The following is a 14,059-nucleotide window of genomic DNA, read 5'->3' as shown; positions in this document are numbered from 1 at the left end:
TGGGCTGCGGGGTCGTGGTGCCGGGTGGCTCGGTCAGGACAGCACCGCCGCGGTGAGCTTCGACAGCGGCTCGGAGAGCGCGTTGACGGCGTCGGAGAGGCCCTTGACCTGCTCGGGGGTCAGGTCGTCGTAGGACACGAACCCGTCGCCCTGCTTCTGCTCGTCGAGCAGCGCCTGGAGGTCGGCGAAGCGGGTGGTGAGCTGCTCGGCGAGGGCGGCGTCCTTGGCCTCGACGATCGGCTTGACACCCTCGAAGCCGACGCGGGCACCGTCGACGTTGGCCTGGAAGTCGTAGAGGTCGGTCCGCGACCAGTACTCCTCCTCGCCGGTGACCTTGCCCGTGGCGACCTCCTCGAGGAGGCCGCGCGAGCCGTTGGCGATGCCGTCGACGGTGTAGGTCAGGTCCTGAACGCGGGAGTCGAGCTCCTCGGTGTTGGCGAGCAGGTCGTCGCCGTAGGTCACCCGCTCCTTGTCGGTGAGGGGTGTGTAGTCCTCGGCGCGCTGGGGCCAGAGGTCTTTCTCGATGAGGTGCCAGCCGGTCCACTTCTGGCCGGGCTCGAGGTCGGCCTCGCGGGCGTCCATCATCGGGTCGAGGTCGCCGAACGACTCCGCCACGGTCTCGATGCGCTCCCAGTGGGTGCGGGCGACCGGGTAGAGCGCACGGGCGGCCTCGTCGTCGCCGGACTCGTAGAGCTCGACGAACTGCCTGGTCTTCTCCAGCAGCTGGGCCGACTGGTCCTGGACGTAGGCGGCGTAGTTGGTCTGCGCGTCCTCGACGAGCTGGGCCTCGTCCTCGCTCACGGCGACGTCCTGGTCGGACTCGGTCACGGTGAAGTCGGCGCGGATGCCCTCGCCGGTCATGCCTGGCTTGCAGGCGGTGAAGTAGGTGCCGGCGGGGGCGTTGACGGTGAGCGCGCGGGAGATGCTCGGGCCGACGTTCTCCACCTCGGCGACGATGCGCAGGCCGTCCTCACCGAGGAGGTAGAACTCGGTGACCTGGTCGCCGGAGTTCGTCACGTCGAAGGTCAGGGTGCCGGCCGGGGCCTCGGTGGCGGACAGCGTGCAGGCGTCGGCCGAGGAGTCGACGCTCAGCGCACGCGGGTCGGCCTCGTCGCCGCTGCCGCCGGTGGCGGGGTCGGCGTTCTCGGTGCACGCGGCCAGGAACGGCGACGCGAGCAGCAACGCGGTCACCGGGGCGACCAGGGTCGTCTTGCGCATGTGGGGCTCGTTTTCGGGTGTGGGGTGGACGAGTGGGCAGTGGGGGGCAGGTGGGGTCCGGTGGGATCCGGCGGTGTCCGGCGAGGCGTCAGGCCGCGGGCGCGGACGTCGACGCGGGTGCCGGGGCCTGGGCGGGAGCCTTCGGGCGCCGACGGATGGTGAGGAGGAAGAAGGTCATCGCCGGGACGGCGTAGAGCAGCCAGGCAGCGGCCTCGAGCCTGGTCGTGGCCGGCGAGAAGTTGAAGACGCCCTTGAGGAGCGTGCCGTACCAGCTGTTCGCGTCGATGGTGTCGGAGACGTCGAAGGCGAGGTCGCCCAGGCCGGGCAGGAACCGCGCCTCCTGCAGGTCGTGCACGCCGTAGGCCAGCACGCCTGCGGCGACGAGGATCAGGAAGGCGCCGGTCCAGGTGAAGAACCTGGTGAGGTTGATGCTGATCGCGCCGCGGTAGATCAGGTAGCCGAGCAGCACCGCGGTGGCGATGCCCAGCGCAGCGCCGGCCAGCGGCTCCCACGTCGGCGTGGAGATGCCGGTCGCGTCGCGCGTGCCGGCCTGGGTGGCGGCCCACAGGAAGAGCGCGGTCTCGAGCCCCTCGCGACCGACGGCCAGCACGGCGACGAGGACGAGCGACCAGCGGCCGCCGTCGGCGGCGTCGTCGATCCTGCCGCGGAGCTCACCGCTGAGCCCGCGTGCGGCGCGGGCCATCCAGAAGATCATCCAGGTGACGAAGCCGACCGCGACGATCGACAGGCTGCCGCCGATGAGCTCCTGCGCCTCGAAGGTCAGGCCGCGGGGGCCGTAGGTCAGCGTGGCCCCGAAGGCCAGGCTCACGCCGACGGCCAGCGCGACCCCGGCCCAGATCCGCGGGAGCAGGTGGCGTCGATCGGTCTTGACCAGGTAGGCCACGAGGATGCTCACGACCAGGGCTGCCTCCAGCCCCTCGCGCAACCCGATCAGGTAGTTCGCCAACACAGGTCGGGAGACTACACCTAAGGTTAGGCACCCCTAATACCTCAGGCTGAGTCCCGGGTCACAGGCACCCTCACAGGCCGAGCGCCGTCAGCCTCGCGTCGTACTCGTCCTCGATGTCCTCCTCGTCGCGGTCGGACTCCCAGAGCGCGTCGAGGGCGGCCTTCGTGTCGGCGTCGAGCGCGTCGTAGTCCTCGCGCCACTTCTCGGCGTCCTCGATCCAGTAGCCGACGGACTTGTAGGCCGATGCCGGCAGGCCGAGCGCGTGGCGCAGGTGCTTGCGCACGCCCCTCAGCGCCTTGCTCTCCCCCGCGACCCACACGTAGCCGACGCCGTCGGGCCGGGTCAGCGACTCGACCACCTCGGGCAGCCGGCTCGGGCCGTGGCCGTTGCCGGACACGATGCGTACGACGTCGGAGTCGGGGTCGAGGCCGGGGTGGGACGGCAGCGGGACCTCGGTGTCGGCGTCGGGCAGCTCGAGCACGACCCGGGTGCGGACCCCGACCGGGGTGTTCTCGATGATGCGCGAGAGCGCGGGCAGGGCGGCGGCGTCGGCGGCCAGCACCTGCCAGACGAGGTCGGCGGGGGCGTCGTACATCGCGGTGGGGCTGTTGAGGCCGACCACGTCGCCGGGCTCCGCGCCACGCGCCCACGTCGAGGCGACCCCGCCGTCGTGGACGACGAAGTCGATGGTGACCTCGCCGGCGACCGGGTCGTGGTCGCGGACGGTGTAGGTGCGCAGGAGCGCGAGGTCGACCTGGGCGAAGTCGAAGACGCCGTCCTCGACGACGGGCAGCCGCGGCTCGGTCTCGCCCTCGGGCGGGAACATCACGCGGAGGTACTCGTCACCGACCCCGGTGCTCTCGAAGTCGGCGAGCCCGGCGCCACCGAGCACCACCCGGCGCAGCCAGGGTGCGAGCTCCTCGACGCGGACGACCTCGGCGCGGTGGACGCGCATCGGGACCTGGGGCAGGGCGGGCATCGGCACCTCTTCGATCGGACGGCTTATTAGGTCACCCTAACTTGCCGCCGTACGACGACGCGGCCCTCCCCTGCGTTCGGGGAGGGCCGCGGTCGGTCGAGCTGGGTGGCGGGTGCCGGTCAGCGGGCGGCGGTGCCCTCGACGTAGTCGGTGTCGTGCGACTTCACCCACGCCATGAGCTTGCGCAGCTCCCGGCCGGTCTGCTCGATCGGGTGCGACTCACCCACCTTGCGGAACTCGGTGAACTCCGGCGAGCCGTTGTCCATGTCGGTGATGAAGCGCTCGGCGAACGCGCCGGAGGTGATGTCGGCGAGCACGTCCTGCATGTTCTTCTTCACGTCGGGCGTGATCACGCGGGGCCCGGAGACGTAGTCACCGAACTCGGCGGTGTCGGAGACCGACCAGCGCTGCTTGGCGATGCCGCCCTCGTACATGAGGTCGACGATCAGCTTGAGCTCGTGGAGGCACTCGAAGTAGGCGACCTCGGGCTGGTAGCCGGCCTCGATGAGGGTCTCGAAGCCGTACATGACGAGCTGCGAGGCGCCACCGCACAGGACGGCCTGCTCGCCGAAGAGGTCGGTCTCGGTCTCCTCGGTGAAGGTGGTCTTGATGCCGCCGGCGCGGAGGCCACCGATCGCCTTGGCGTAGGAGAGGGCGAGCGGCCAGGCGTTGCCGGACGCGTCCTCCTCGACCGCCACGAGGACCGGGACGCCGCGGCCGTCGACGTACTCACGACGCACGAGGTGGCCCGGGCCCTTGGGGGCGACCATGAAGACGTCGACGCCCTCGGGCGGGGTGATGTAGCCGAAGCGGATGTTGAAGCCGTGGCCGAAGACCAGGGTGTCGCCGGGCGTGAGCGCGGGCTCGATCTCCTCGGCGTAGAGCTTGCGCTGGTGCTGGTCGGGGGCGAGGATCACGATCAGGTCGGACTCCTCCGCCGCCTCGCGGGGGGTGAGGACGCGCAGGCCCTCGGCCTCGGCCTTCTCGCGGCTCTTCGAGCCGGGCTGCAGGCCGATGCGGACGTCGACACCCGAGTCGCGCAGGGACAGCGCGTGGGCGTGGCCCTGGCTGCCGTAGCCGATCACGGCGACGTTCTTGCCCTGGATCAGGCTCAGGTCGGCGTCGTCGTCGTAGAACATCTCAGCCACTGGGGGCTCTCCTTCAATCGGGTTGGGGTGGAACTCTTCGGTGATCGAGCAGCCGCGAGGAACGGCGTGCCGAGGTGGGTGGTTCAGATCGCCGACGCGGGGGCCGGGACGGCGGTGGGGCGCTGGGACCGCTCGCTGATGGAGCGGGTGCCGCGGCCGATGGCGACCATGCCGGACTGCACGAGCTCGCGGATGCCGAAGGGCTCGAGCACCCGCAGCAGGTCGGCGAGCTTGTCGGCGTTGCCGACAGCCTGGATGGTGACGGCGTCGGGCGCGACGTCGACGACCTTGGCCCGGAAGAGCTGTACGGCGTCGAGCACCGCGCCGCGGCTGGCGGCGTCGGCCCGGACCTTGACCAGCATCAGCTCGCGCTTGACCGAGGCGGGGCCGTCGAGCTCGACGATCTTGATGACCTCGACCAGCTTGTTGAGCTGCTTGGTGACCTGCTCGAGCGGGGACTCGTCGACGTTGACCACGATCGTCATCCGGGAGATCTCGGGGTGCTCGGTCGGCCCCACGGCGAGGCTGTCGATGTTGTAGCCGCGCCGCGAGAACAGGCTCGCGATGCGGGCCAGCACGCCGGGCTTGTTCTCGACCAGCACGGACAAGGTGTGCTTGTTGGCGCTCATCAGATGTCGTCCTCGTCGAACTGGGGCGCCAGGTCGCGCGCGTACCGGATCTCGTCGTTGCTGGCGCCGGCGGCCACCATCGGCCACACCATCGCGTCGCGGTGCACACGGAAGTCGACCACGACGGGCTGGTCGTTGATCGACATGGCCTTCTCGATCGTCGCGTCGACCTCCTCCGGCGTCTCGCACGCCAGGCCCACGCAGCCGTAGGCGTCGGCGAGCTTGACGAAGTCGGGGATCCGCTTGGAGTGCAGGTCGGTGTTGGAGTAGCGCTCGTTGTAGAAGAGCGTCTGCCACTGGCGGACCATGCCGAGCGACTCGTTGTTGATGATCGCGACCTTGATCGGGATGTCGTTGATGGCGCAGGTGGCGAGCTCCTGGTTGGTCATCTGGAAGCAGCCGTCGCCGTCGATCGCCCAGACGGTGGTGTCGGGCATGCCGACCTTGGCGCCCATCGCGGCGGGCACCGCGTAGCCCATGGTGCCGAGGCCGCCGGAGTTGATCCACGTGCGCGGGTTCTCGTAGCCGATGAACTGCGAGGCCCACATCTGGTGCTGGCCGACGCCTGCGGCGTAGATCGAGTCGGGCCCGGCGATCGCGCTGAGCCGCTCGAGGACGTACTGCGGGGCGAGCGAGCCGTCGTCCGGGGCGTCGTAGCCCAGGGCGTAGGTCTTCTTCACGCCGGACAGGAACGCCACCCACCCCTCGTAGTCGCCGTCCGCGCCCTCGGCCTGCAGGAGCGCCACCAGCTGGGCGATGACCTCCTTGCAGTCGCCGACGATCGGCACGTCCACGTGCCGGTTCTTGCCGATCTCGGCCGGGTCGATGTCGGCGTGGATGACGAGCGCGTTGGGCGCGAACGAGTCGAGGTTGCCGGTGACGCGGTCGTCGAAGCGGGCGCCGAGGCTGATGATCAGGTCGCTCTTCTGCAGGCCCGCCACGGCGGCGACGGTGCCGTGCATCCCGGGCATGCCGAGGTGCTGCGGGTGGCTGTCGGGGAAGGCGCCGCGGGCCATCAGGGTGGTGACCACGGGGATGCCGGTCAGCGTGGCGAGCTGGGCGAGCTCGCGCGAGGCGTTGGCACGGATGACGCCGCCGCCGACGTAGAGGACCGGTCGCTTCGCCTCGCGGATGAGGCGCACGGCCTCCTTGATCTGCTTGGCGTGCGGCGTGGTCACCGGGCGGTAGCCGGGCAGGTTGAGCTCGGTGGGCCAGGCGTAGGTCGTCATCTGCTGCTGCGCCGACTTAGCGATGTCGACCAGGACCGGACCGGGGCGACCGGTCGAGGCGATGTGGAACGCCTCGGCGATCGTGCGCGGGATCTGGGCCGGGTCGGTGACCAGGAAGTTGTGCTTGGTCACCGGCATCGTGATGCCGCGGATGTCCGCCTCCTGGAAGGCGTCGGTGCCGATCATCGACGCCGCGACCTGGCCGGTCACCGCCACCAGCGGCACCGAGTCCATCATCGCGTCCGCGAGCGGCGTCACGAGGTTGGTCGCGCCCGGGCCCGAGGTGGCCATGCACACGCCGACCCGGCCGGTCGCCGCGGCGTACCCCTGGGCGGCGTGGCCGGCGCCCTGCTCGTGGCGGACCAGGATGTGCCGGATCCGCGTCGAGTCCATCAAGGGGTCGTAGGCCGGGAGGATGGTGCCGCCCGGGATGCCGAAGATCTCGGTGACCCCGGCCGCTTCGAGAGACGTCACCAGGCTCTGCGCGCCGGTGACCTGTCCGCCCTGCTCCGTCATGGTTCTTCTTCCGTATCTGGATCTCGTCGTGCCCTGCCCAACAAAAAACCCCTCGGCCCGGTGGGCGACGAGGGGTGACGCGCGTGCGTTCGGCCGGAGGGCCTCAGCTCACGCGTCGCGTGCGTACAAGAAGGATCTCGGTGCGCATGTGACAACCGTCGCCGCCGGGGTGGTCCGACGTCAAGCAAGTGTGACAGGCGTCCCAACATCTGAAACAGCAGTCTCGGATGGTGGCATTGCGGGACCGGCCTCAGTCGCGCCCGAGACCCGTGGTGAGGCAGGCCTGGTTGCCCTGCGGGTCGGCGAGGACGATGAACGCCGGGGCGCGATCGTCGCTCACCAGCGTCCCGCCGGCGGCGAGCGCCGCCTCGGTGCGCGGCGCAACCAGCTCCGGGGCGACCCGGATGTCGAGGTGGAAGCGCTGCCGGGGCGTCTCGTGCGGGTCGGTGCGCTGGAACCACAGCGCCGGGCCGGTGCCCGCCAGGTCGCGCACCTCGGCGTCGTGGAGCGGGTGGTCGTCGTAGCCCAGGACGGCCCGCCAGAACGGCTTGACCTCGGCGTGGTCGGGGGTGTCGAGCGCCAGCTCGACGATCTCCACGGCCGCCGGGTCGGCCGGCACCCCGAGCTCGGCGGCGACGCCGCTGATCCCGCGGGCCAGCGCGAGGTCGCGCTGGGTCACGCCGAAGACGTCGCGGCTGATCAGTCGCACGTGGAGCGTGGTCGCCCGGAGGTCGAGCTCCGGCGTGTGGCCGAGCTCCTCGGCCACCCCACCGATGTACGCCACCAGCTCGAGCCCGCGCGTGAAGCCACCCGTGGCGAACCTCGTCTCGAGGGTCTGGAACATCATCCGCCAGTCGGCGAGGCCGTCCTCGGCCTGGACCTCGCTGAAGCGCAGCGCCCTGCTCTCCCCCACGCGCATCAGCCCCGGTCGAGCGGGGTGCAGATGCACGACCGGTTGCCGTCGGCGTCCTCCACGACCCAGAAGGCCGGAGCCTCGGCGTCGCTGACGAGGGTGCCGCCGGCAGCGAGGACGGCGGCGAGACGCCGCTCCCCCTCGTCGTGGGGCACCCACACGTCGAAGTGCCAGCGCTGCTCGTGGTCCTGGGCGGGGAGGTCGGACGCTCCGCGCTCGCCCTTCTGGAACCACAGGCCGGGCACCTGCCCGCTCGGGTCGACGGGCTCCCCGTTGCTCACGTCGCCGCCGAGGAGGGCGGCGTAGAACGCTCCGAGCCGCTCGGGAGCGGCCGTGTCGAGGCCGGGCTCGAGCATCGTGAGCCCGGACGTGTCGGCCTCGGCGCCGAGCTCGGCCGCGAAGCTGCTGATCCGGCGGGCGAGGTCGATGTCACGGCTGGTGATGCCGCCGACGTCGTGGCTGCTCAGCGTCACGATCACCTCGGGATAGGTGAGCGAGACGTCGGGGTGGTGGTCGGCCTCGTCGGCCGCAGCGCCGATCCTGTCGACCAACGCCACACCCGTGGCGAAGTCACCGGTGCGGAAGCGCGCCCGGATCCGGTTGAGCACCTTGCGCCAGTCGTCGAGGCCGGCGTCGAGGATCTGGTCGTGGGTGAGTCGTGCCTTCGGGTCCACTTCGCTCATGGCACCGACCCTGCCACTCGCCACCGACAGCGGCCACCCCCTTCTGCAGGGCTGCGGCCGGGCGCGGTTCAGGAGAGCGTCTGGGTGATCTGCCGGGTCTCGCCGTCGACCACCACGCGCGCGAGCGCACCGTTGACCAGCGGCAGGTGGGGCGGCACGTGCCCGATCTCGAGGTCCCAGACGATCGGCAGGTCGAGCCGCCCGAGCGCGTCGAGGACCGCCCCTCGCTGGGTCAGGTCCGGGTGGTCCGGGGCGTTCGTGCTTCCGACCAGCGCAGCGACCGCGCGGTCGAACCAGCCCGCCAGCCGCAGGGAGTGGAGGTAGCGGCAGATGTTCACCGCGTCCTCCTCGCAGGCCTCGACGTACACGATCGTGGGCTCGTCGAGCCCGTCCGCCCACGTGCGGACGTCGCCGTAGGCGGTGCCGGCGACGTTCGCGGTGGTCTCCACGCAGCCGCCGATGAGACGGCCGGTCACATCCAGGCTGCCGCCGCCCTCGAGCTCCCAGCGACTCGTCCCGACGTGCTTCCAGGTGGTGGCGCGGGGGTCCTCCTCGAACCGCCACCAGTCGGTGACCACGCCGGAGTCCCGCTGGACGAACGGCCCCTCACCGCTCGCGAGGTCGAGCCAGTGGAGCAGCCCGTCGGGGACGTCGTACGGCGTGTCGGCGAGGTTGTCGCCGTGGAGGGTCGCCCAGCCGAGGCGGGTGGCGAGCGGGACGAGGACCGTCGAGAGGTCTGAGAAGCCGACCAGCCACGTCGGCTCCGCGTCGGCGAGCAGGTCGTAGTCGATCAGGTCGACGAGGTCGATCGCGGTCTCGCCGCCCCACGGCGGAAGGACGCAGCGGATGTCGGGGTCGGCGAGCATCCGCGTCAGCTCGGCGGCGCGCTGCTCGGCGGGCGCGGACGTCAGGCCGGTGCCGTCCATGCACTCCCCGACCACCACGTCGTACCCGCGCTCGCGCAACCACTCGATGCAGAACCCGATCCGGGTCGCAGCAGCCCCGGCGACACCGGCGGACGGCGAGGTGACACCGATCCGGTCACCGGGGCGGAGGGGGCGCGGGAAGCGGACCGACTGGGTCATGCGTCGAGTCTGTCACCCTGTGTCCATGGGATTCGGCGACCTCGTCCAGCAGGCCATCCACGCCGGTACGGGCGTCCCGCGCCTCTGGACGGCCGCGACCCGCGCCGGCCTCAGCGCGTCGCAGGCCGGCGAGGTGCTGCTGATCTCGCAGGCCGCGTTGAAGTCGGCCGCGACGCACGGCAGGGGTGTGCCCGGCCGGACCAACGCCCTGCGGCACTTCATGTGGCAGGCCGTGCTGACTGCGCGGTTCGGCCGCGAGGCCGCGACCTCGATCGCCGCGGCGCAGGAGGTCTCCTCACCGAACCTGAAGGACTCCCGGGTCGACGCGCACAACAACGCCGTCGGCCAGGACTACGGCGAGGCGCACGCCTCGGCGCTGGCCTCGGGCTCGGCCTCCGACGCGGTGGCGAGCCTGGCGCCGGTGGCCCTGGAGAAGTGGGAGTCCGACGAGCTCATCTGGGTGAAGCCGCACTAGCGGGAGAGCACGCGGCGCACGACGTCTCGGAGGGTGTCGCGCTGGCCCTCGGCCGTGAAGTCGGTGTCGACCGCCACCCGCCCGAGGAACCCGTCGAGCACGACCAGCATCCATGCCGTGAGGTCACGGGCGGAGAGGTCCGTACGGACCTGCCCGGCGGCCTGGGCACGCGCGATCCACGGCTCGAGGCCGTCCTCGAGCACGCGGGTGTCGAGCGCGAGCGCGGCCTCGACGTCGGGCTCCCCCATCACCGCGCTGACAGCGCGCACGAACCCCGCCATCCGGGGGTCCGACATCTCCTCGGCGGTGTGGTCGAGGTAGGCCACGACGACCGCCAGCGGGTCCTCGTCGTCGGCGCGCGCGGCGAACCAGTCGCGGGTCTCCTCGGTGCCGTAGGCCAGGATCGCGAGGAGCAGCGACTGCTTGGTCGGGAAGTAGTGGAAGAAGGTGCCCGACCCGATGCCCGCCTGCCGGCAGATCGCAGCCGTCGACGTCCCGGCGTAGCCGGTGGCCGCGAAGCAGGTGAGTGCGGCGTCGATGATGACCAGGCGCCGGGCCTCGTGCTTCGCGGGGTCGATCGTGCGTGCCACCGGGTCACCCCTCCCTTTCGTGGAGTACGTGCTCTAGTATTGCAGTCATGGGGGAAGAACGCTGGGACGTTGCGCACGACGGGCACCACCACGTCGTGACGATCGAGCAGGGTGCGCTGGTGCGCCACGTCACGTGGACGCGTGACGACGCGCAGGTGGCGACGAAGAAGACGTCCGACGAGACGATCGTGGTCACCTCGCCGGAGGGCGGGGCCGTGCGGCTCAAGTTCCCGTTGGTCGGGCCCGCCCGGCGGGTGACGCTCCACGAGTCGGAGGCGGCCGCGCACACGGGCCTCGGCGGCACCGACCTCGAGCCCGAGGCCGGGTCGAAGGCAGCGGCGCGCGCCGACTGGATCGGGCGCCACCCGCACCTGCACACCGTGCGGCAGACGGTGGTCGCCGCGGCCGGGGTCGGGGTGCCGATCCTGCTGGTCTGGCTGCTCACGCTCGTCCCCTGGCCGAGCCTCGACATCCCGTGGCCGGACATCGACCTGCCGTCGATCCCGTGGCCGTCGATCCCGTGGCCCTCCATCCCCCTCCCGTCGATCAGCTGGCCGTCGATCCCCTGGCCGTCGATCCCGTGGCCGGACCTCCCCGACCTGCCCCCGTGGGTCGACACGGTGCGGAAGTTCGCCATCCCGATCCTGATCGCGTTCTTCATCGCCCGTGGCGAGGTCAAGCGGCGCAAGAAGGCCGAGGAGAAGGCGGCCGAGGAAGCTGCCGACAAGGCCCGGGAGGAGGCCGCGCTCGACCGTGAGTCTCCAGGAGACTCACGAACCAGCGCGGCTACCGACTCCACGTCGTGAGGCCCTCGCGATCGTGCTCGCCCTCGGGCCAGACGGCGCGGACCACGCCCGCGGCGGCGAGCGCCTTGCGGCAGCCCGGGCAGGGCGGGTCGGTGATGTAGGCCGTGGCGCCCTTGGTGTCGCGTGTCGCGAACAGCAGCGCGTTCACCTCGGCGTGGATCGCGATGCAGAACCCCGGCGTGCCGGGCCGGTCGTAGTCGCCGAGCCCGGGCACGTCGTCGTACCCGAGCCGGCCGCGCGGGCACGCACCCATCAGGCAGTCGTCCTCACCGGGCGCGGCGCCGTTGTAGCCCGTCGCGATGATGCGGTGGTCGATGGTGAGCACGGCTCCCACGCGACGGCGGGTGCACTTCGCGCGGGCGGACACGGCGCCGGCGATGCCGAGGAAGTAGTCGTCCCAGCCGGGGACGGCCTGCAGGTCGGTGCTCACGGGAGCACAGACTGCCCGATCTCCTGCGGGTTGTAGGCCACTTCCCACCGGAATCCGTCCGGGTCGGAGAAGTAGCCGGTGTAGCCGCCCCACTCCCGCTGGCTCGCCTCGCCGATGTGCGGGGCGCCGGCGGCGCGCGCCTGCTCCAGGACGGTGTCCACGCCCTGCGTGGTGGCGAGGTTGTGGGACAGCGTGATCGGAGGTACGCCGCCGCGCGCAGGCGCCTCCCCGACCTCGGCGACGAAGCCGCCCTCGACCCACAGGCTCAGCACGACTTTCTCGGCCACACGAAACATCAGCACCTCGCCGACCACGTCCACCTCGGGCTCCCAGCCGAGTCCTTCGACGTAGAACTTCCGGGTGGCCTCGAGGTCGGTCACGACGAGGGTGATGAAGCTGACGCGCTGGTCCATCTCACTGCTCCTTCTTCGGGTCCTTCTTCGGGTCCGTCTCGGGCGGGCGGGCTGCCAGACGGACCCGCTGGCGCCCCATCGAGTCGAAGTTGCGGTCGTCGAGCCACTCGTCGAGGGCCCTGCTGACGCGCGGCCACTCGAGGTCGATGATCGAGAACCAGTCGGTGTCGCGGTTGCGGCCCTTGTAGACGACGGCGTTGCGGAAGCGGCCCTCCCAGATGAAGCCGAGCCGGATCGCGGCTCGGCGCGACGGGGCGTTGAGGCTGTCGCACTTCCACTCGTAGCGCCGGTAGCCGAGGTCGTCGAAGACGTGGCGCATCAGCAGCGCCTGGACCTCCGTCGCGGCCCGACTGCGCTGGAGCCGGCGGCCGTAGGCGATGCCGCCGACCTCGATCGACCCCATCTCCGGGTCGATCCGCATCAGCGAGCAGAAGCCGATTGCGCGGCCGGTCTCGGTCGGCACGATCGCGAACATGACCCGGTCGTCGTCGGCTGCTCCGCGCTCGACGATCGCCGCCATCTCGTCACGGTCGCGCGGGCGCTCCCAGAAGAGGTACATCCACAGGGCGTCGTCGTCGGGACCGCAGACCGCCTCGACCAGGTCGTCGACGTGCTGCGGGCCGATCGGCTCGAGGCGCACGCCGGCCCCGTCGAGGGTGACCTTCTCCGGCCGTCGCGCGGGCGTCCAGTCGACGGGACGTCCGATCCGCTGCTGGCTCATCGACCGGACCCGCTCACGGGGTGGGCGAGTGCCTCGGCCACGGCGGCCATCCCGCGCTCGACCTCGTCGAACGACGTGGACAGCGGCGAGAGCCCGATCCGCAGGCCGCCCGGGTCGCGGTAGTCCGGGATCACGTCGCGCTCCCAGAGCCTGGCGGTGACCTCGCGCATCCTGTCGTGGTGGAGGGTCACGTGGCCGCCGCGCTGCGCGGGATCGCGCGGCGAGGCGAGGGTGACCTCGGGCAGCGTCGCGTCGGCGACCTCGACGGCGTACGACGTCAGCGCGACGGACTTGGCGCGGATCGCCCCGATGCCGGCCTCCTCGACCAGCTCGAGCATCGTCTGCATGGCGACCATCCCGAGGATCGGCGGGGTGCCCGAGATGAAGCGGCGGATGCCGCGCGCGGGGGTGTAGCCGGGGCCCATCAGGAACGGGTCGGCGTGGCCCATCCAGCCCTGGATCGGCTGGGTGAGCTCTTCCTGGAGCCGGGCGTTGACGTAGCCGAAGGCGGGCGACCCGGGGCCGCCGTTGAGGTACTTGTAGGAGCACCCGACGGCCAGGTCGGCGTCCCACCCGTCCAGGTCCACCTCGACCGACCCGGCCGAGTGGCAGAGGTCCCAGAGCACGAGCGCGCCGGCCTCGTGGGCGATGCGGGTGAGCTCGGGGCCGTCCGCGAGCCAGGCCGACCGGTAGGCGACGTGGGTGAGGACGACGAGTGCGGTCTGCTCGCCGACGGCCTCGCGGAGCTGGTCGGCGGTGACGCCGGCCGAGGTGTCGACCTCGATCCAGCGCAGCGTCAGGCCACGCTCGGCGGCGATGCCCTCGGCGACGTAGCGGTCCGTGGGGAAGTTGTCGGTGTCGATGACGATCTCGGTGCGCGCGGGATCGGTGCGCAGGGCGTGGTCGACGGCGGCGCGCATCAGCTTGTAGAGCCAGACGGTCGTGGAGTCGCCGATGGCGGTCTGACCGGGCGCCGCGCCGAGCACGACCCGGCCGAGGTCGTCGCCGAGGGTCGTCGGGAGGTCCATCCAGCGCTCGTCCCAGCCGCGGATGAGGCGACCGCCCCACTCCTGCTCGACGAACTCGGTGAGCCGTCCGGCCGCGGCCGCGACCGGGCGGCCGAGGGAGTTGCCGTCGAAGTAGACGAGGTCGGACGTCGCTCCGACGAACCGGTCGCGGAAGTGCGCGAGCGGGTCGGCGGCGTCGAGCTGCGCAGCGGTGTCGTGGTTCACCACGGCAACCTATCCGCCGACC

The 14,059-nt window shown here is 71.5% G+C and carries 16 protein-coding genes; 2 read left to right on the top strand and 14 right to left on the bottom strand.

Annotated elements, in window-relative coordinates:
• Positions 1-33: 33 nt before the first annotated feature.
• The 9 genes from efeO to EUA93_RS13695 form a co-directional block, all read right to left on the bottom strand.
• Positions 34-1,218: an iron uptake system protein EfeO gene (gene efeO / locus EUA93_RS13735; RefSeq protein WP_129400645.1), complete on the bottom strand. Its 1,185-nt coding sequence runs from the start codon at positions 1,216-1,218 to the stop codon at positions 34-36.
• Between the two features lie 88 nt (positions 1,219-1,306).
• Positions 1,307-2,188: an iron uptake transporter permease EfeU gene (efeU, locus tag EUA93_RS13730; protein ID WP_129400644.1), complete on the bottom strand. Its 882-nt coding sequence runs from the start codon at positions 2,186-2,188 to the stop codon at positions 1,307-1,309.
• Positions 2,189-2,258: 70 nt separating this feature from the next.
• Positions 2,259-3,167, bottom strand: a complete 909-nt coding sequence (locus EUA93_RS13725) for a siderophore-interacting protein (protein ID WP_207208685.1) — start codon at positions 3,165-3,167, stop codon at positions 2,259-2,261.
• 119 nt (positions 3,168-3,286) lie between these two features.
• Positions 3,287-4,315 (bottom strand): ketol-acid reductoisomerase, encoded by a 1,029-nt coding sequence (gene ilvC, locus EUA93_RS13720; RefSeq protein WP_275937878.1) that lies wholly within the window; start codon positions 4,313-4,315, stop codon positions 3,287-3,289.
• Between the two features lie 83 nt (positions 4,316-4,398).
• The gene (ilvN, locus tag EUA93_RS13715; protein ID WP_129400643.1) at positions 4,399-4,944 is read right to left on the bottom strand and encodes an acetolactate synthase small subunit; all 546 of its coding nucleotides are present in this window, start codon (positions 4,942-4,944) and stop codon (positions 4,399-4,401) included.
• Entirely contained in the window at positions 4,944-6,689 is a 1,746-nt protein-coding gene (locus tag EUA93_RS13710) for an acetolactate synthase large subunit (protein WP_129400642.1), read from the bottom strand. Before EUA93_RS13710 ends, ilvN begins: the two co-directional genes overlap by 1 nt.
• Positions 6,690-6,939: 250 nt before the next feature.
• On the bottom strand, positions 6,940-7,602 hold the full coding sequence (locus EUA93_RS13705) for a VOC family protein (RefSeq protein WP_242497369.1): 663 nt from the start codon (positions 7,600-7,602) through the stop codon (positions 6,940-6,942).
• 5 nt (positions 7,603-7,607) lie between these two features.
• Positions 7,608-8,285 (bottom strand): 4a-hydroxytetrahydrobiopterin dehydratase, encoded by a 678-nt coding sequence (locus tag EUA93_RS13700; protein WP_129400640.1) that lies wholly within the window; start codon positions 8,283-8,285, stop codon positions 7,608-7,610.
• Between the two features lie 68 nt (positions 8,286-8,353).
• Entirely contained in the window at positions 8,354-9,370 is a 1,017-nt protein-coding gene (locus EUA93_RS13695) for a S66 family peptidase (RefSeq protein WP_129400639.1), read from the bottom strand.
• A gap of 25 nt (positions 9,371-9,395) precedes the next feature.
• On the opposite strand from EUA93_RS13695, the gene EUA93_RS13690 reads away from it, so the two are divergent.
• Positions 9,396-9,845 (top strand): DUF6973 domain-containing protein, encoded by a 450-nt coding sequence (locus EUA93_RS13690; protein WP_129400638.1) that lies wholly within the window; start codon positions 9,396-9,398, stop codon positions 9,843-9,845.
• Here EUA93_RS13690 and EUA93_RS13685 read toward each other — a convergent pair.
• Positions 9,842-10,435, bottom strand: a complete 594-nt coding sequence (locus EUA93_RS13685) for a TetR/AcrR family transcriptional regulator (protein ID WP_129400637.1) — start codon at positions 10,433-10,435, stop codon at positions 9,842-9,844. The two genes, EUA93_RS13690 and EUA93_RS13685, sit on opposite strands and share 4 nt — an antisense overlap.
• A 47-nt stretch (positions 10,436-10,482) precedes the next feature.
• Here EUA93_RS13685 and EUA93_RS13680 point away from each other — a divergent pair, with 47 nt between their 5' ends.
• Positions 10,483-11,241 (top strand): hypothetical protein, encoded by a 759-nt coding sequence (locus EUA93_RS13680; protein ID WP_129400636.1) that lies wholly within the window; start codon positions 10,483-10,485, stop codon positions 11,239-11,241.
• On the opposite strand, the gene EUA93_RS13675 is transcribed toward EUA93_RS13680, so the two are convergent.
• The 4 genes from EUA93_RS13675 to EUA93_RS13660 are packed head-to-tail and all read right to left on the bottom strand — an operon-like array spanning position 11,222 to position 14,037.
• On the bottom strand, positions 11,222-11,671 hold the full coding sequence (locus EUA93_RS13675) for a deoxycytidylate deaminase (protein WP_129400635.1): 450 nt from the start codon (positions 11,669-11,671) through the stop codon (positions 11,222-11,224). The two genes, EUA93_RS13680 and EUA93_RS13675, sit on opposite strands and share 20 nt — an antisense overlap.
• On the bottom strand, positions 11,668-12,084 hold the full coding sequence (locus EUA93_RS13670; protein WP_129400634.1) for a VOC family protein: 417 nt from the start codon (positions 12,082-12,084) through the stop codon (positions 11,668-11,670). The genes EUA93_RS13675 and EUA93_RS13670 overlap by 4 nt, the downstream gene beginning before the upstream one ends.
• 1 nt (position 12,085) lies before the next feature.
• Complete coding sequence (locus EUA93_RS13665; RefSeq protein WP_129400633.1) at positions 12,086-12,805, bottom strand: GNAT family N-acetyltransferase; 720 nt, start codon at positions 12,803-12,805, stop codon at positions 12,086-12,088.
• On the bottom strand, positions 12,802-14,037 hold the full coding sequence (locus tag EUA93_RS13660) for a kynureninase (RefSeq protein WP_242497368.1): 1,236 nt from the start codon (positions 14,035-14,037) through the stop codon (positions 12,802-12,804). Before EUA93_RS13660 ends, EUA93_RS13665 begins: the two co-directional genes overlap by 4 nt.
• Between the last annotated feature and the right edge of the window lie 22 nt (positions 14,038-14,059).

This window comes from Nocardioides oleivorans (assembly GCF_004137255.1).
Taxonomy (GTDB): domain Bacteria; phylum Actinomycetota; class Actinomycetes; order Propionibacteriales; family Nocardioidaceae; genus Nocardioides; species Nocardioides oleivorans.
The sequence above is the reverse complement of the archived record's forward strand: the minus strand, read 5'-3'. Positions and strand labels throughout refer to the sequence as shown.